This is a genomic window from Streptomyces sp. NBC_00683 (assembly GCF_036226745.1).
GTDB lineage: Bacteria > Actinomycetota > Actinomycetes > Streptomycetales > Streptomycetaceae > Streptomyces.
Genome location: NZ_CP109013.1, coordinates 6,126,278 through 6,143,321 on the forward strand (window position 1 = coordinate 6,126,278; position 17,044 = coordinate 6,143,321).

A 17,044-nucleotide genomic window follows, 5' to 3' on the forward strand; every position below is an offset into this window, starting at 1 on the left:
CGACAGCCCGCCGATGGGGGAGTCGGCGGGCTGTCGGTGGTGCGGCAGTGGTCAGCGGGGCGTCAGTGGAAGGTGTGCTCCGGCTGCGGGAACGTTCCGCCGACGACCTCGTCGGCGAATTCCTTCGCGGCGTCTCCGAGCACCTGGCGCATGTTCGCGTACTGCTTGGTGAAGCGGGGCACCTTGCCGCCGGTCAGCCCGACCATGTCGGTGTAGACCAGCACCTGGGCGTCCGTGTCCGGCCCGGCGCCGATGCCGACGGTCGGGATGTGCAGGGTGCGGGTCACCTCGGCGGCCAGTTCGGCCGGTACGAGCTCCAGGACCACGGCGAACGCGCCCGCGTCCTGCACCGCCTTCGCATCGCGCAGCAGCTGCTGCGCGGCCTCCTCGCCGCGGCCCTGCACCCGGTAGCCCATGGCGTTGACGGACTGCGGGGTCAGGCCGATGTGGCCCATGACCGGGATTCCGGCCTCGACCAGCAGCCTGATCTGCTCGTGGGAGCGCTCGCCGCCCTCCAGCTTGACCGCGCCGACGCCGGCGTCCTTGATCAGCCGGGTGGCGTTGCGGAGGGCCTGGACGGGTCCCTCCTGGTACGCCCCGAAGGGCAGGTCGGCGACGATGAGGGCGCGCTTGGTACCCCGTACGACGGCGGCGGAGAGCATGGTCATCTCGTCCATCGTGACGGGAACGGTCGTCTCGTAGCCGAGGTGGCAGTTGCCCATGGAGTCGCCGACGAGCATGACCGGGATGCCGGCCTCGTCGAAGACGGACGCGGTCATCGCGTCATAGGCGGTGAGCATGGGCCACTTCTCGCCGCGCTCACTGGCTGCGGCGATGTCGTGGACGGTGATGCGGCGGGTGCTCTTTCCCCCGTACAACGCCTTGCCGGCGGCGGGGGAGGGACCTGCTGGGGGTGTGGTGTTCTGATTCTGCGCAGCCTGAAGCGACATGGCCAACGGCTCCTTCGTCATCTCGTGGCGCCCTGACGGCGTCCCCGGATCCCTTCCATGGTGGCATCCCGGAGCCGCTCCCGGGAAGTGGGCCCCGGCGACCGGGTAAAGACTTTCCAATACGAGACGGTCTCGTATCGAAATTGGGTTAGGGTCGTCGCCATGTCCATACCGTCCGGCGCCCCTGCCGCCGAGTCCCGTGTCCCGGAAGCGGTCCACCGCCGCCGCTGGGTGATCCTCACCGTTCTCATGTTCAGCCTGCTCATCGTGGTGCTGGACAACTCGATCCTGAACGTCGCGGTCAAGACGATCGCCAGCCCCGCACCGACCGGCATCGGCGCCACCCAGAGCGAGCTCGAGTGGGCGATCAACTCCTACACGCTCGTCTTCGCCGGACTGCTCTTCACGGCGGGCCTGCTCGGCGACCGCATCGGCCGCAAGAAGGTGCTGCTGGCCGGCATCCTGGTCTTCGGTATCGGCTCCGGCCTGGCCGCGCTCTCCACCACGCCCGGCGAACTCATCACCTGGCGTTCCCTGATGGGCTTCGGTGCGGCGTTCGTGATGCCCGCCACGCTCGCCGTCCTGATGAACGTCTTCGAGCGCGACGAGCAGCCCAAGGCCATCGGCATCTGGGCGGGCAGCGTCGGCCTGGGCATCGCCATCGGCCCCATCACCGGCGGTCTGCTCCTGGAGCACTTCTGGTGGGGCTCGATCTTCCTGGTCAACGTCCCCGTGGTGGTCATCGCGCTGATCGCCATGGTCGTCCTCGTACCGGACTCCCGGGACCCGAACCCCGGCCGGGTCGACCCGCTGGGCGTCCTGTTGTCCATCGTCGGCCTGGTCCTGCTGGTGTACGGCATCATCCGCGGCGGCGAGCTCGCCGACTTCACCGACCTCACGGTGCTCGCGCCGCTGCTCGGCGGGCTGGTGGTGCTGGCGGTCTTCGTGTGGCACGAGAAGCGCAGCAGCCACCCCTCCATCGACATCTCGTACTTCAGGAAGCCGGCCTTCTCCGCCGCTGTCGCCGCCATCGCGCTGGTCTTCTTCGCGCTGATGGGCGTCACCTTCTTCTCCGCCTTCTACCTCCAGAGCGTCCGCGGCTACAGCGCCCTGCAGTCCGGACTGCTCATCGTGCCGCTCGCCGCCGCGCAGATGATCTTCGCGCCGCGCGCCCGGCTGGTCGTCGACCGGTTCGGCGCCCGTGCGGTCTGCACCGTCGGCATGCTGCTGGTCGCGGGCGGCCTCGCGGCCTTCGCGCTCTTCGACGCGGACACGCCTGTCTGGGTGATGTGCGTGGTCTTCTTCGTGCAGGGCACCGGTATGGCGCACATCATGCCGCCGGTCACCGTCGCCGTGATGCAGGCCCTGCCCCGCGAACGGGCCGGCTCCGGCTCGGCCATCAACAACACCTTCCGCCAGGTCGGCGGGGCGCTCGGCATCGCGGTGCTCGGCTCGGTGCTGTCCACGGTCTACCGCGGTGACATCGAGGGCCACCTCGCCGGCGTCCCGGCCGCGGCGCGGGACGTGGCGGGCGAGTCGATCGAGGCGACCCTCGGCGTCGCGGCCCGGATGGGCCCGGCGGGCAAGCCGCTCGTCGCGGCGGCGAACGACGCGTTCATCTCGGCGATGCACGTCACGGCCCTCGGCTCGGCGGCGGTGGCCCTGGTGGGCGCGGTGGTGGTGGGCCTGTTCCTGCCGGGCAGGCAGCAGGCTCCGGGTCAGGACGAGAACCGGGCCACCCCGGTGACGGAGGACGACAAGGTCGCGTCCAGCCCGTCCGCCGCCTGACGCCAGGACGCGGCAAGGGCGCACTCTCGCCCGTCCGACCTCCTCGGGCGGGTGCGGGCCTCCCAAGCCCGTCCGGCACATCCCGCACACTCAAGCCCGTCCGGCGATTGAGGACAGGACGGTGCCCGGTGCTGCCCGTGCGAGGCACGTTCCTCGTCCGGATCGCCCGGCCGCACCGAGCCCGTCCCGCACACTCAAGCCCGTCCGGCGATTGAGGACACAGCGTCACGCCGGACGAACCCGGCACCCGACCCCCGCCCCACTCCGACCCGGCGGTCGCCCCACCCCCCGCCCGTCGGCGAGAATCAGGATGAACGGCGAACAACGAGCGGCGTACGGCGCGGCGAGAGGTGACCCACGTGCAGGCGGCACAGGACCACGCACAGGACCACGCACAGGACCAGGCACAGGACCGGGCTGAAGACCCCCAGGGCCGGGACCGGGCCGAGGACCACGGCCAGGACCCCGAACCCCGCCGCGGCCGCCCCCGCAGCGCCGCCGCCGAGCGGGCGATCCTCGACGCCGTCGTGGAGCTCCTGGAGGCCGGTGAACCCCTCGCCGGCCTGTCCATCGAGCGCATCGCCCGCACCGCGGGCGTCGGCAAGGCCACCATCTACCGTCGCTGGAGCGGCAAGGAGGAGCTCTTCGTCGACGTCCTGCGCGACATCGAACCCGCCGACCCCACCGTCTCCGGCACCGAAGGCCTCGCAGACCTCCGCCTCCTGCTGGAATCCATGCGTACGCGCGGCCTGGCCCAGCGTTCCTCCGTACTCCTGCACAACGTGTTCGCGCAGATGAAGAGCCACCCCAAGTTGTGGACCGAGTACCAGTGCACGGTGATCGCGCCACGCCGTGTCGCCATGCTGGCCGCCGTGCAACGGGCCGTGGACGCGGGCGAGCTCCGCGACGACCTCGACGCGGAGCTGATGGACGACCTGTTCCTCGGCCCCATGCTCGTACGCACCGTGCACCGCCCCGACGCCCCCCTGCCCGAGGACCTCGCCGACCGCATCATCGGGATCCTGCTCCAGGGCCTCGCACCGAAACCGCAGGTCACGGCCGGGAAGTCGACGACCGCTCCTGTGTGAGCGTTCTGTCACAAGCCACCACAATCACCCTCCTGGCCGGAACCCACACCGCCACATCCGTCGTCCTGATGGCAGTACGGCCGTCGTCGACGGCAGGAATTGCGTCGCCCATCGCCTAGGGTCGTGAGGCGCGGCGATGTGTACGGCAAGGCAGTGAGGACAGCGCAATGGTGCAGGCGTACAGGGCGGACACCGAGAACGCCGGCACGGGTCCGCAGGGACCCGGGCCCCGCCTCCGGGCCCTGCGCCACAGACTGGCGACGGACCGGGGAATCTGGCGGCGCGGAATCCTCCTCGCGCTCTGCGCGGTCCTGCTGACCCTGATGATGATCTTCCACGCGGAGATCCCCAACACCATCGGCAACACGGGCAGCCTCATCGAGACGTTCCTGCCCTGGTTCGGCCTCCTCGTGCCGCTGCTCCTGGTCCTCGGCCTCGTCCGGCGTTCGGCGACCGCGCTGATCGCGGTGCTCCTGCCGGCCGTGGTCTGGCTCAACCTCTTCGGCGGCCTCCTGTTCGCCGACAAGTCGGGAACCGGCGGAGACCTCACCGTCGCCACGCACAACGTGAACGCCGGCAACCCCGACCCCGCGGGCACCGCCCAGCAGGTCGCGGGCTCCGGTGCGGACGTCGTGGCCCTGCAGGAACTGCCCGGCGGCAAGGTGGCCGCGTACGAGGAGGCCCTCGCCGCCCGCTATCCGCACCATTCGGTACAGGGCACCGTCGGCCTGTGGAGCAAGTACCCGTTGACCAACGCCCGCCCCGTCGACATCAAGCTGGGCTGGACCCGCGCGATGCGCGCCACGGTGACCACGCCGGACGGCCCGATCGCGGTGTACGTGGCCCACCTCCCGTCCGTACGGGTCAAGCTGCACGCGGGCTTCACCGCCAACCAGCGGGACAAGAGCGCCGACGCCCTGGGCGAGGCGATCGCCGACGAGCGGATCGAGCGGGTGGCCCTGCTCGGCGACCTCAACGGCACCATGAACGACCGCTCCCTGAACGCGGTCACCGCCCAGATGCGCTCCACCCAGGGCGCGGCGGGCGACGGCTTCGGCTTCAGCTGGCCGGCGTCGTTCCCGATGGCCCGCATCGACCAGATCATGGTGAGGGGCGTCGAACCCCTGTCGTCCTGGACCCTCCCGGCCACGGACAGCGACCACCTCCCGATCGCGGCCCGCGTCGAACTCTGAGCCCCGGCGGGTACCATCTCCCCATGCCCAGCCCCGAGTCCGACAGACTCCGGCCACCGGTCCGCCGGTGGCCGACCCGCAGCGCCGAAGGCCTCTGACCCCAGCGGTCGGTGAGCCTTCCCCTGTCGCGTCGTCGACCACCGCCGGATCCCGTGGCGGTGCGGGCCGACTCCCATGTCCGTGAGAACACCGGGCATTCCACCGCGTTGCCGTTCCCCGCGCCCCGGCGCGCACGGACGGGCGCGGCCCGCACCCCTGACGAACACCGCTCGTTCCTCCGACGGTTCCGTACAAGGGGTCTTCTTCTCATGCCATTCGCTGTCTACGTGCTCGGGCTGGCGGTCTTCGCCCAGGGCACCTCGGAGTTCATGCTGTCCGGTCTGCTCTCGGGCATCGCCACCGACCTCGATGTGTCACTGGCCGCCGCCGGGCTGCTGACCTCGGCCTTCGCGATCGGGATGGTGATCGGCGCACCGCTCACCGCCCTGGCGGGCCGCACCTGGCCCCGGCGCCGGGCGCTGCTGTTCTTCCTCGGTGTGTTCATCGCCTCCCATGTGGTGGGTGCGCTGACCCCCGGATACGGGGTGCTGCTGGCGACACGCGTGGCCGGGGCGCTGGCCAACGCCGGCTTCTGGGCGGTGGCCCTGGTCACCGCGCTGGCCATGGTCGAACCGCACCTGCGGGCGAGGGCCACCGCCGTGGTCGTCGGCGGGGTGACCGTCGCCTGTGTGGTGGGTGTGCCGGCCGGGGCGCTGCTCGGAGAACTGTGGGGCTGGCGCTCGGCGTTCTGGGCCGTGGCACTCGTCTCCGTACCGGCGGTCCTCGCACTGCTGTGGACGATTCCCGGCGGGCGGCCGCCCGGCGTGGCGCAGGTGAGCGCCCGCAGCGAGCTGCGGGCCCTGGGCCGCCCCCGTCTGCTGCTCACCCTGCTGGTGATGGCGCTCGTACAGGGGGCGACCTTCTGTACGTTCTCCTACCTGGAGCCGCTCGTCACCCGGGTCACCGGCCTCGGCGAGGGCTGGGTCCCCGCCGTCCTCGCCCTGTTCGGCGTGGGCTCGTTCGCCGGCGTCACCCTGGCGGGCCGGATCGCCGACGCCAGGCCCGGCGCCGTCGTGGCCGTCGGCATGGTCGCGCTCGCCGTCGGCTGGGCGGCCCTCGCGCTGACCGCAGGGAACCCGGTGGCAGCGCTCGCCCTGGTCCTCCTCCAGGGCGCGCTCGCCTTCGGTACGGGTACGGCGCTGATCACCCGGGTCTTCCACCAGGCCCCCGACGCCCCGACCCTGGCGGGCTCCTTCGCCACGGCTGCCTTCAACGTGGGCGCCGCGCTGGGCCCTTGGCTGGGCGGCCTGGCCCTCGGAGCGGGCTTCGGCTTCCGCGCACCGGTCTGGGTGAGCGCCCTGCTGATGTGCCTGGCGCTTGCGGGGGCGGGGGTGCTGTCGCCCGAGCGGTCGCGCTTCCTGTCCCGGTCGCGGCACGACTCCGGCCGTGATCTTCTTCACCGGGCCGAGGAGGGGGCCTAGTTCCTGAGCCCGGGCCTGCAGGTCGCCACACGTATCCTGACCAGCCATGCCGACGTCACCGGCAGCGGCGGAGGTGTCCGCGCGGCACCCCGCCGCAACGGCTCGTTCACCTCCGGGCATAAAAGGTCTGCGACACTTTGTTCCGGATGAATACTTAATCCGGACCGGCAACGAAGCCGACGCTCCCACCACCGTTCTGAAAGGCCCCCTCCATGCCCCTGGCCCTGCTCGCCCTCGCTGTGAGCGCCTTCGGCATCGGCACCACCGAGTTCGTGATGATGGGCCTGCTGCCCAACGTCGCGGACGATCTGGGAACGTCCGTGCCCACCGCCGGCTACCTCGTCTCGGCGTACGCGATCGGCGTCGTCCTGGGCGCCCCGCTGCTCACCGCCATCGGCTCACGGGTTCCGCGCAAGCGGATGCTCCTGCTGCTGATGGCCCTCTTCACCATCGGCAACCTCGCCTCGGCGTTCGCCCCCGACTTCGGCTGGCTGCTCGCCGGACGGCTGCTGGCCGGGCTGCCGCACGGGGCGTTCTTCGGAGTCGGAGCCGTCGTCGCCGCGCGGCTCGTCCCGGACGGGCGGCAGGCCCGCGCCGTCGCGACCATGTTCCTCGGGCTGACCGTCGCCAACATCGTCGGCGTACCGGCGGCCACCCTGCTCGGCCAGCACCTCGGCTGGCGCGCCACGTTCGTCGTCGTCTCGGTGATCGGGCTGGGCGCCATGGCCGCGCTCGCCCGGCTCGTACCGCAGATGCCCGTCGACTCCCACCAGGGCCTGGGACGCGAGATGAAGGCCATGGGTAACCGGCAGGTGCTGCTCGGCCTGCTCACCGCGGTCCTCGGATTCGCGGGTGTCTTCGCCGTCTACTCGTACCTCTCGGCCATGACGACCGAGGCGATGGGCTTCGGCGAGTCGTCGGTGACGCTCGTCCTGGCGCTCTTCGGCATCGGGATGACCCTGGGAGCCCTGGCAGCCGGACCACTGACCGACCGGGCGCTGCGTCCCACGCTCTACGGGTCGCTGGCCGCCCTGGCCGTCGTGCTCGTCGTCTTCCCGTTCACCGTGCACGTGCAGTGGGCTGCGCTGGTGATGGTGGTGCTGCTCGGCGGGATCGGCTTCATGACGACCACGCCGCTGCAGATGCTGGTGATGAACAAGGCCAAGGACGCCCCCACGCTCGCGTCCGCGTCCAACCACTCCGCCTTCAACCTGGCCAACGCGGGCGGCGCGTGGCTCGGCGGCGTGGCCATCGCGGCGGGCTGGGGCTGGACGTCACCGGCCCTGGTCGGCGCGGTTCTGGCGGTCGCCGGTCTCGCGGTCGCGGCCACGGCGGGTCTGCTGGACCGTACGCCGGGGGTCTCCCGTGTGGTGGCCGGCGGGACCTCGGCCCACAACAAGCAGGAAGCCGAGGTGCGCTGACCGCGCACCCCGGCCCGTGGGGGGCGCGCACACCGGACCGACCCGGTGTGCGCCCCCCACGCGCGTGGTCAGCTCGACTCGCGCCAGCGGTTCGTGATCGGCAGACGGCGGTCCTTGCCGAAGCCCTTCGGCGAGATCTTCGTGCCCGGCGGGTACTGCCGCCGCTTGTACTCCGCGGTGTCCACCATCCGCAGCGTCTTCGCCACCAGCTCCGGGTCGAAACCGGCCGCCACGATCGCTTCCATGCCCTGGTCCCGGTCGACGTACATCTCCAGGATCCGGTCCAGCACGTCGTAGTCCGGGAGCGAGTCCGTGTCCACCTGGTCCGGGCGCAGCTCGGCGCTCGGCGGCTTCGTGATGGACGCCTCCGGGATCGGCGGGATCTGCCCGCGCTCCTCGGCGGCCCGGTTGCGCCACTTCGCGAGGCGGAACACCGACGTCTTGTACACGTCCTTGATCGGCCCGTACGCGCCGACGGAGTCCCCGTACAGCGTGGAGTAACCGACCGCGAGCTCGGACTTGTTGCCCGGCGCGAGCACGATCTGGCCCTCCTGGTTGGAGACAGCCATCAGCATCGTGCCGCGCAGCCGCGACTGGAGGTTCTCCTCGGCAAGACCCGTGAGCCCCAGCGACCCCATGTACGCGTCGAACATCGGCTCGATCGGCACGGTGCGGAAGTTGAGCCCGGTACGCCGGGCCAGCTCGGCCGCGTCGCCCTTGGAGTGGTCCGAGGAGTACTTCGACGGCATCGAGATGCCGTAGACGTTCTGGGCCCCCAGCGCATCGCAGGCGATGGCCGCGACCAGCGCCGAGTCGATGCCGCCGGAGAGGCCGATCAGCACACTGCTGAATCCGTTCTTCGCGGCGTACGCGCGCAGTCCCACGACCAGGGCGGAGTACAGCTCCTCGTCGTCGTCGAGCCGCTCGGCGTAACCGCCGGCCAGTTCCGCCTCGTACGCGGGAAGGGGCTCCTCGGAGATCACCACGTGGTCGATGCGCAGTCCGTCGTTCACGACCCCGGACGGCGCCTCGGCCGCGGCGGCCGGCAGCTCCAGATCGAGGATCACGCTGCCCTCGGCGAACTGCGGGGCGCGGGCGATCACTTCGCCGTTCCTGTCGACGACGATCGAGTCGCCGTCGAAGACCAGCTCGTCCTGGCCGCCGATCATCGCCAGGTACGCGGTCGTGCAGCCGGCCTCCTGGGCACGCTTGCGGACCAGTTCGAGCCGGGTGTCGTCCTTGTCGCGCTCGTACGGCGAGGCGTTGACCGACAGCAGCAGCCCCGCCCCGGCGGCGCGGGCGGCCGGCACACGGCCGCCGTCCTGCCAGAGGTCCTCGCAGATCGCGAGCGCCACATCGATGCCGTGGACGCGCACGACGGGCATCGAGTCGCCCGGCACGAAGTACCGGAACTCGTCGAACACGCCGTAGTTGGGCAGGTGGTGCTTGGCGAAGTTCAGCGCGACCCGGCCGCGGTGCAGCACGGCCGCGGCGTTGCGCGGGGAGCCTGCGGGCTGCCCGTAGCGCGGTGCGGCGTGCTCGGAGCGGTCGAGGTATCCGACGACGACCGGAAGCTCGCCGAAGCCCTCCGAGTCGAGACGGGCGGCGAGGGCGCGCAGCGCCTCCCGCGAGGCCTCGACGAAGGACGACCGCAGGGCCAGGTCCTCGACGGGGTATCCGGTCAGCACCATCTCGGGGAACGCCACGAGGTGGGCGCCCTGCTCGGCGGCGTGCCGGGTCCAGTGGACGATCGACTCGCTGTTGCCGGCAAGATCACCGACGGTCGCGTCGATCTGATTCAGTGCGAGACGTAGTTGAGGCACGCCGCCCAGTGTAATCGTCTCTCTGACGCGATGTCCTTGAGGGCGGCCAAGAACCGCGACGCCCCGGAACCCGACAACCCGGTGCCTGACGGCCCGACGGCCCTCGGAGGGAGGGACGCCGGGCCGGGACGCTCCGCCCCGCGGCCACCCGGTGACGGGCGGACGGAGGGCGGGGGACAGGGTCCGACGGGGGACAGGGCGACCGGTCAGGAACCGGAGTAGACCTGCTCCGCCCAGCCGGCGACCTGCTCGTCCGAGAGGTGCCGCGCCAGGTCCGCCTCGCTGATCATGCCGATGAGCTTCTTGTTCTCGATCACCGGCAGTCGGCGGATCCGGTGGCTCTGCATCTCCTCGAGCACCGCGTCGACGTCGGCGGTCGCCTCGATCCAGCGCGGTGTGCCGTCGCAGAGGTCGCCCGCCGTCAGCTTCGACGGATCGTGCCCCGACGCCACGCACTTGATCACGATGTCGCGGTCGGTGATGATGCCGACCATCCTGTCCTGATCACCATGGGCGGACACGGGCAGGGCGCCCACCTTGTGGTCGCGCATCATCTGCGCGGCACGGTCGAGCGTCTCGTGTGCCGGGATCCAGTGGGCCCCGGTGTGCATGATGTCCTTGGCAGTGGTCATGGGGATTCCTCCTGCGTGCCGGTGGGCACGGCCGTACGGCCCGAGCGAACCCATCGTCATGGGCCCGTTCGGAGTACGCGAGCGCTGTCACCCATTCGGGTGCACGCCAAGGGCCCCGGACCACTCAGGGACGGGGTGCCGCACCCCGTGCCGCGAGCATGTCCGCCATCAGGTCGAGCTCGGACCGCTGGGCCTCGACCATGCCCTGGGCGAGGCGCTTCTCCACCGGCACCGTGCACTGCTCCGCGCAGCCGCGCGCCATGTCGACGCCGCCCTTGTGGTGGTCGGTCATCAGCTGCAGGAAGAGGATCTCGGCCTGCTCGCCACGGGCCGCCCGGAGCCCGTCGAGCTCCGTCCTGGTGGCCATGCCCGGCATGAGGGCCCCGTCGTGGGCCTTGAATCCGGCCTCCGAGCCCTCCGCGTGGTGCATGGAGTGCTGCCGGTGGCCGGACATCCACGCCATCGGCTCCTGCCCGGCGGGAGCCGTCTTCGGCAGCTCCCACAGGTCCAGCCAGCCGAGCAGCATGCCGCGCTGGTTGGCCTGCGTGTTGGCGATGTCGTACGCGAGGCGTCGTACCTCCTCGTCCCGCGTACCGTCGCGCACGATGAACGACATCTCCACCGCCTGCTGATGGTGCACGGCCATGTCGCGCGCGAAGCCCGCGTCCGCCGACTCCGCCGAGGGGGTGCGGGGGGCCGGGGCCGTCCCGTCGTCCCGGGCGGCGGCGACCGTCGCCGCCCCGGCGAACAGCAGGGCAACCGTCACAGCGGAACCGGCCACCCACCGCGTACGGCGCGTGCCTGCCGAGCTCACCCGTCGATCCCGCCCGTGCAGGGCGCCCCCGGCTCGGGCGTCTGCTTGCCCTGGACGTACTTCGCGAAGAACTGCGCGACCCGCCGGTCGTCCGCGCCGTCCACCGTGACCTGCTTGCCCCAGGCGCTCAGCATGATCGGACCGGCCTGGCCCTCGTACGGGCTCATCAGCGAGAACGGGGTGCTCCCGACGCGGGACGCAAGCTTCTTCACATCGGCGTCGGCCGCCTTGTCGTTGTACGTCACCCACACCGCGCCGTGCTCCAGGGCGTGCACGGCGTTGACGTTCGGGACGGCTTTTTCGTATACGACGCCGTCGCAGTTCAGCCAGGCCGGATTGTGGTCACCGCCGACGGGCGGCTCCATGGGGTACGCCACCTCGGTCGTGACGTGGTTGCGGGTCAGCTTCTTCGCGTCCCAGGACTTCTCGCCCGCGACCGGCTCGGCCGCCAGCTTCTCCTTCTCCTGCTCGGTCTGCTTGGCGTCCTGGGCCAGGCTCTCCGCGTTCCGGTCGTTCGCCTCCGACCTCTCCAGCAGCATGTACGTGCCGAAACCGAGCAGACCGGCGACCACGACGGCGCTCAGGCCTATGGCTACGACACGGTTGCGGCGATCGCGCGCACGGTCGGCCTTGCGCATCTGCTCTATGCGGGTCCTGCGGTCGAAGCTCATGTCGTCGGGTCCTTCTGCCAAGGGGAGGGAGGGACGGAACGGGCCGGAAAAACGGGTGCGCACGGGGCTGTAGGGAGCCCTCCACGCCCCTTGCACACCATGGCCGCCGATCGTAGTGGGTGGCCGAGTGCTCTCTCTCACACCGTGTGCGTAATCTGGGTGAAATCCCGGGTCGTGATACTGGAGTGTCTCCCCTACCCCGGGCGGTGGTGCACGGACCGTCTGAACTGCAAGGATGTGGCTATGGACAAGCAGCAGGAATTCGTCCTCAGGACGCTTGAGGAGCGAGACATCCGCTTCGTACGGCTGTGGTTCACCGATGTACTCGGTTACCTCAAGTCCGTCGCCGTCGCCCCCGCCGAGCTGGAGCAGGCCTTCGACGAGGGTATCGGCTTCGACGGCTCGGCCATCGAGGGCTTCGCCCGTGTATACGAATCGGACATGATCGCCAAGCCGGACCCGGCGACGTTCCAGATCCTGCCGTGGCGCGCGGAGGCACCGGGGACTGCGCGGATGTTCTGCGACATCCTGATGCCGGACGGCTCGCCCTCCTTCGCGGACCCGCGCTACGTGCTGAAGCGCATCCTCGCCAAGACCTCCGACCTGGGCTTCACCTTCTACACCCACCCGGAGATCGAGTTCTTCCTGCTGAAGAACAAGCCGGTCGACGGCAGCCGCCCGACCCCCGCCGACAGCTCCGGCTACTTCGACCACACCCCGCAGAACGTCGGCATGGACTTCCGCCGCCAGGCGATCACCATGCTCGAATCGATGGGCATCTCGGTCGAGTTCAGCCACCACGAGGGCGCCCCCGGCCAGCAGGAGATCGACCTGCGGTACGCGGACGCGCTCTCCACCGCCGACAACATCATGACCTTCCGCCTGGTCATGAAGCAGGTCGCGCTGGAGCAGGGCGTGCAGGCGACCTTCATGCCGAAGCCGTTCTCTGAGTACCCGGGCTCGGGCATGCACACCCACCTCTCCCTCTTCGAGGGCGACCGCAACGCGTTCTACGAGTCGGGTGCCGAGTACCAGCTCTCCAAGGTCGGCCGCTCCTTCATCGCGGGCCTGCTCAAGCACGCCGCGGAGATCTCCGCCGTGACGAACCAGTGGGTCAACTCCTACAAGCGCATCTGGGGCGGCTCCACCCGCGCCGCGGGAGCGGGCGGCGAGGCGCCCTCGTACATCTGCTGGGGCCACAACAACCGCTCCGCGCTGATCCGCGTCCCGATGTACAAGCCCGGCAAGACCGGATCGGCCCGCGTCGAGGTCCGCTCCATCGACTCCGGCGCCAACCCCTACCTGACGTACGCGGTGCTGCTCGCCGCGGGCCTCAAGGGGATCGAGGAGGGCTACGAACTCCCGGCCGGCGCCGACGACGACGTCTGGGCACTCTCCGACGCCGAGCGCCGCGCGATGGGCATCGAGCCGCTCCCGCAGAACCTGGGCGAGGCGATCGCGCTGATGGAGAAGAGCGAGCTGGTCGCGGAGACGCTGGGCGAGCACGTCTTCGACTTCTTCCTGCGCAACAAGAAGCAGGAGTGGGAGGAGTACCGCAGCGAGGTCACGGCCTTCGAGCTGAAGGCGCTCCTGCCGGTGCTGTAGGGGCAGTTCAGCCCTGTTCCGGTGAACGCACGCTTCGGGCCGACGGTTTCGTACCGTCGGCCCGAAGCCGTTTCGGACGTGCTGGGCCGTCTGTGGGCCGTCCGGCGTTCCCGGCGGACGGCGAACGCCGGCCCGGTCGTACGGACCGGCAGTCAGGTACGAGGCGTCAGCGAAGCTCGTACTCGACCGCCTCACGGATCTCGTCAGGCAGGCCGTCGTACGCGGCGAGCCGGGCGAGGGCGGCGCGGCTCTCGGGCACGGACTTGGTGCAGCTGAGCGCGCCCACTGCCTTTTCGGCGGCCAGGCCGCGCTGGACGTAGAGCTCGGCGAGGTCCATGAGCCACGGTGTGAGGGCGGCCTCGTCGTCGACCATGAGGCCGCACCAGTACAGCGTCTGCTCGGCGATCCAGGCGGTGATGCGGCGGGTCCAGATCTCCTGGAAGCCGGCCGTGGCGAGCCCGCGACGGGCGCACTCGGCCTCGGCCCCGGCCATGCGTTCGGCCGTCACGTGCCGGGCGTAGGGCATGCGCTCGCGCAGGACGGCACGGATCTCGGTCCACTCGGGGTACGCGTCGTCGCCGGAGTCGTGGAGGACCGTCTCCTGGGGCGGCTCCGGCCCGTCGAGCGGCTCGGGGGGCAGGCAGGCCTCCAGCACGGCCCGTGCGTAGGCGAGGGTTTCCTCGTCCTCCTTCTCCGTGGTCCAGATGAAGCCGTTGCCCCACGGGTACGGGTAGGCCTGCAGCACCCCCGGCAGCAGCGGGGTTTCGTCGGTGGCGGTCACGAGACTCCCAGGTAATCCATCGCGCTCTTGGGGTCGTTCATCTTGCCGGAGTCCAGCGCCGCCCGCTTGTCGGCGTCGCTCTTGGCGTTCCACGCGTTGTCCATGGCCTTGATCTGCTGCGGCGTGAAGTCCTGGCCGGCGATACGGACGTCGAGCCCGTTCTCGGCGAAGGTCTGCGCCGGAGTGCCTCCGGGCGTGACGTTGTTCTTCTTGTCCGTCTGGTAGCCGTCGAAGATCTTGTGCCAGTCCTTCTTCTGCTCGATCTCGTAGCGGGCGGCCCTCGGCGGGGTGGCGCCGTCCTCCTTGGCCCAGTCCGCGAGGCGCTTCGCCTGGGCCGGGACGGTGTACTTGGTGGCGGCGTTGGCGGTGTTCTTCACCTCGACGGCGTGGATGTTGCCGTCCTTCCCCTTGTAGAGGACGTCGACGTCGTCCACAGCACTGACATCGACCGTGGTGCCGTCGCCCATGTCGACGGTCTGGCGGCCCTTCTTGCCGCCGACCGCGCCGTAGACCTTGGTGCCCTCGGCGGCCTCGGATGCCGCGCGCCGGGCGGCGCGGACCTCGGCCATCGACTCGGCCAGCTTGTGCCGGTCGCCGGCCTTGAGTACCTCGGACGCCAACGAGCCCCGGGTCTGGGTGTCGATGGACGGGTCCTTGAGCATGTCGTCGAGGTCCTTCAGCGCGGCTGCCAACTCCTCCTTGCTGTACTCGCCCCTGCTGTAGTCGGGATCGTCCTTGGCCTTCGCGACCAGGTTGTCGATGCCCTTCTCGTTGAGGTTGAGGCGCTCCGACTTGGGCGTCTTGCTCTTGTCGCGGGCATCGAGGATCGTCTGCTTGACCTTGTCGGCCACATCGCCGAGCTCGGCCCCGTCGGCCACCCTGTCCGCCTCGTCCGCCTGCTCCTGAGCCTCGCGGGCGTCGTCCGCCTCGGCACCCTTGCAGGGTTCGGAGCCGCCCTCCGCGACGAAGCCCACCGGAACGGCTGCGGGGGCGGCCGCGAGGACGACGGTGCCGCTGCCGGGCCCGCCGAGGGGGCGTGGGACGCCTCCGCCGTACGGGACGAGGCGCGCGCCACCCAGAGCGGCGAGTTTGCACTCGCCCGCTTCCTCGACCTTCTTCTTCGCGTCGTCGGCGACGTCCTGGGCTTCGTCCGCAGCGTCCCGGGCGCCCTTGGTGTCACCGGCGCCCACGGCCTTGCGGGCGCGGCCCGCCGCGTCCTTGGCCTTGTCCACGGCCTCGGTGACGGCTCCGGCGATCTTGCCGAGGCGGCCGAGCTTGCCGAGTTTGGCGGCGGCCTTGACCTCGCCGTAGCCGGGAATGAACAGCGAGCCGACGTTCCATATGACGTTGCTGACCGCCTGGGTCTCCTCGCCGCGGTTCCAACTGTCGCGTACGTCATCGCCGACGAACATGTCGTCCAGCGGCTTCAGGACGACGTCGACGCCGCTTCCGCCCCAGTCGGTCAGCGCATCCCAGTAGTCGCCCCTGTCCCACTTGTCGCCGGCTTCCTGGGTGCCCTCGTGCCAGGGGTCATCGAGCGTCTTGCCGTAGTCCCAAAGGCCGGTGACGCTGTCGATCGGATGAATGATCGTGTCCCAGGTGTCGGTGACATCGCCCCACAGGCCGTCCACGACGATGCCCTCGCCGACCTGGCCGAGCTGGTCCAGGGTGCAGCCCCAGAAGCCGGAGCATTCCTTCTTCTTGTCGCCGCCGTCGCCGTCGTCGTCCTGCGACGCTCCGTCGTCCCCGATCGGCTCGTACGGGTCGGTCGGGTCGCCGCCCTCGTCGTCCTCGGTGCCGGGCGGGCCGCCGGTGGTGCCGCCTGTGTCATCAGTGGTGGTGCCGCCCGTGTCGCCGCCGGTACTGCCGGCCGGGCCGCCGGTACTGCCACCCGTGTCGCCGGTGGTGCCGCCCGTGCTGCCGGTGGTGCCGCCCGTGTCACCGCCGGTCACGCCTCCGTCGGTGGAACCGTCCGCGCCGTCGCCCGTTTCGTCGCCCGCCTGGGTCGTGTCGCCGCCACCGTTGTCGGCCGGGCAGGACTGGCCCACCACGGAGCAGATGGCCTCCTTCAGCCGGGCGGACATCTCTCCGCCGACGCCGCTCAGTATCAGCGCGATGATGATGGCGACCACCATCACGACCAGGCCCGTGTACTCCACCGCGGACTGACCGCGGTCCCGGCGCCAGGTGATCATGTGGGGGAGGGAGAACGGCGGCCGCTCCTCCCGTTCGGACGACGCCGAACGGAACCACTCCCGCGAGTCCTTGGTGCACAGGAAGACCAGGATCACGACGGGCAGCAGGAGTTGGGTGAGGCCCTGGAGCGAGCCGTCCCGCAGGTTGGCCAGGCCGCCGGATATCAGCCAGGCCTGTACGGCGATCAGCCCCCAGCGGACCCCGTTGCCGCCCGTCCACGCCCGGCGTGCGAGCACCCACCCGGTGACACCGGGCGCCGCCGCGTACAGCAGCATGCCGAACAACAGCCCGCCCAGCGCGTCCACCTGGGCGGCGGAGAGCAGCAGGCCGAAGCCACCCACGACCGTCGCCCCGAACAGCACGTACACGAGCCAGCGCGCGACCACCAGTTGCTGCGGCATCGCGCGTCGCGCGACCCCGCCCGCCCCTGCGACATCAGCATGAAAAGACATACTCGTCCACCCCCCAGCGGCGAGAGTAGGTCACCAGAACGATTTCCAGGTGGGCCCTCGGGCCCAAATTGGGGCCCAACTACCTTTCCGCGGAACGTCTTCGGCCAAGG

Annotated in this window: 13 protein-coding genes; 6 read left to right on the forward strand and 7 right to left on the reverse strand. The window is 70.6% G+C overall.

What is annotated here, in order from left to right; all coding sequences use genetic code 11:
- Nucleotides 1–62: 62 nt before the first annotated feature.
- Nucleotides 63–950 (reverse strand): 3-methyl-2-oxobutanoate hydroxymethyltransferase, encoded by an 888-nt coding sequence (gene panB / locus OG257_RS27365; RefSeq protein WP_329211713.1) that lies wholly within the window; start codon nt 948–950, stop codon nt 63–65.
- Between the two features lie 162 nt (nt 951–1,112).
- Between panB and OG257_RS27370 the strand changes: the two genes are divergently transcribed.
- The 5 genes from OG257_RS27370 (at nt 1,113) to OG257_RS27390 (ending at nt 7,960) form a co-directional block, all read left to right on the forward strand.
- Nucleotides 1,113–2,738 (forward strand): MFS transporter, encoded by a 1,626-nt coding sequence (locus OG257_RS27370; RefSeq protein WP_329211715.1) that lies wholly within the window; start codon nt 1,113–1,115, stop codon nt 2,736–2,738.
- Nucleotides 2,739–3,097: 359 nt separating this feature from the next.
- Complete coding sequence (locus tag OG257_RS27375; protein WP_443054494.1) at nt 3,098–3,826, forward strand: TetR/AcrR family transcriptional regulator; 729 nt, start codon at nt 3,098–3,100, stop codon at nt 3,824–3,826.
- A gap of 167 nt (nt 3,827–3,993) precedes the next feature.
- A complete protein-coding gene (locus OG257_RS27380) occupies nt 3,994–5,019 on the forward strand; it encodes an endonuclease/exonuclease/phosphatase family protein (RefSeq protein WP_329211719.1) in 1,026 nt (341 codons plus the stop codon).
- Nucleotides 5,020–5,327: 308 nt separating this feature from the next.
- Entirely contained in the window at nt 5,328–6,539 is a 1,212-nt protein-coding gene (locus tag OG257_RS27385) for a Cmx/CmrA family chloramphenicol efflux MFS transporter (RefSeq protein WP_329211720.1), read from the forward strand.
- A gap of 212 nt (nt 6,540–6,751) precedes the next feature.
- Nucleotides 6,752–7,960, forward strand: coding sequence for an MFS transporter (locus OG257_RS27390; RefSeq protein WP_329211722.1), 1,209 nt, complete (start codon nt 6,752–6,754; stop codon nt 7,958–7,960).
- A 68-nt stretch (nt 7,961–8,028) separates the two neighbouring features.
- Here OG257_RS27390 and OG257_RS27395 read toward each other — a convergent pair whose 3' ends face one another.
- The 4 genes from OG257_RS27395 to OG257_RS27410 form a co-directional block, all read right to left on the reverse strand.
- Nucleotides 8,029–9,783, reverse strand: coding sequence for an NAD+ synthase (locus OG257_RS27395; protein WP_329211724.1), 1,755 nt, complete (start codon nt 9,781–9,783; stop codon nt 8,029–8,031).
- A 206-nt stretch (nt 9,784–9,989) separates the two neighbouring features.
- Complete coding sequence (locus tag OG257_RS27400) at nt 9,990–10,415, reverse strand: CBS domain-containing protein (protein WP_329211726.1); 426 nt, start codon at nt 10,413–10,415, stop codon at nt 9,990–9,992.
- Between the two features lie 124 nt (nt 10,416–10,539).
- Nucleotides 10,540–11,229 (reverse strand): DUF305 domain-containing protein, encoded by a 690-nt coding sequence (locus OG257_RS27405; protein ID WP_329211727.1) that lies wholly within the window; start codon nt 11,227–11,229, stop codon nt 10,540–10,542.
- Nucleotides 11,226–11,900, reverse strand: coding sequence for a DUF3105 domain-containing protein (locus OG257_RS27410; protein ID WP_329211729.1), 675 nt, complete (start codon nt 11,898–11,900; stop codon nt 11,226–11,228). The genes OG257_RS27405 and OG257_RS27410 overlap by 4 nt, the downstream gene beginning before the upstream one ends.
- Nucleotides 11,901–12,143: 243 nt before the next feature.
- Here OG257_RS27410 and glnA point away from each other — a divergent pair, with 243 nt between their 5' ends.
- Entirely contained in the window at nt 12,144–13,505 is a 1,362-nt protein-coding gene (glnA, locus tag OG257_RS27415; RefSeq protein WP_329211731.1) for a type I glutamate--ammonia ligase, read from the forward strand.
- 166 nt (nt 13,506–13,671) lie between these two features.
- On the opposite strand, the gene OG257_RS27420 is transcribed toward glnA, so the two are convergent.
- Both OG257_RS27420 and OG257_RS27425 read right to left on the reverse strand, forming a co-directional pair.
- Nucleotides 13,672–14,286: a hypothetical protein gene (locus OG257_RS27420; protein WP_329211732.1), complete on the reverse strand. Its 615-nt coding sequence runs from the start codon at nt 14,284–14,286 to the stop codon at nt 13,672–13,674.
- The gene (locus OG257_RS27425; protein WP_329211734.1) at nt 14,283–16,934 is read right to left on the reverse strand and encodes a hypothetical protein; all 2,652 of its coding nucleotides are present in this window, start codon (nt 16,932–16,934) and stop codon (nt 14,283–14,285) included. The genes OG257_RS27420 and OG257_RS27425 overlap by 4 nt, the downstream gene beginning before the upstream one ends.
- Nucleotides 16,935–17,044 lie beyond the last annotated feature (110 nt).

What these genes read in the sequence shown, in the direction of transcription:
- panB (WP_329211713.1), bottom strand. Translation starts at nt 950, where the DNA reads ATGTCGCTTCAGGCTGCGCAGAATCAGAACACCACACCCCCAGCAGGT.
- OG257_RS27370 (WP_329211715.1), top strand. Translation starts at nt 1,113, where the DNA reads ATGTCCATACCGTCCGGCGCCCCTGCCGCCGAGTCCCGTGTCCCGGAA.
- OG257_RS27380 (WP_329211719.1), top strand. Translation starts at nt 3,994, where the DNA reads ATGGTGCAGGCGTACAGGGCGGACACCGAGAACGCCGGCACGGGTCCG.
- OG257_RS27385 (WP_329211720.1), top strand. Translation starts at nt 5,328, where the DNA reads ATGCCATTCGCTGTCTACGTGCTCGGGCTGGCGGTCTTCGCCCAGGGC.
- OG257_RS27390 (WP_329211722.1), top strand. Translation starts at nt 6,752, where the DNA reads ATGCCCCTGGCCCTGCTCGCCCTCGCTGTGAGCGCCTTCGGCATCGGC.
- OG257_RS27400 (WP_329211726.1), bottom strand. Translation starts at nt 10,415, where the DNA reads ATGACCACTGCCAAGGACATCATGCACACCGGGGCCCACTGGATCCCG.
- OG257_RS27410 (WP_329211729.1), bottom strand. Translation starts at nt 11,900, where the DNA reads ATGAGCTTCGACCGCAGGACCCGCATAGAGCAGATGCGCAAGGCCGAC.
- glnA (WP_329211731.1), top strand. Translation starts at nt 12,144, where the DNA reads ATGGACAAGCAGCAGGAATTCGTCCTCAGGACGCTTGAGGAGCGAGAC.
- OG257_RS27425 (WP_329211734.1), bottom strand. Translation starts at nt 16,934, where the DNA reads ATGTCTTTTCATGCTGATGTCGCAGGGGCGGGCGGGGTCGCGCGACGC.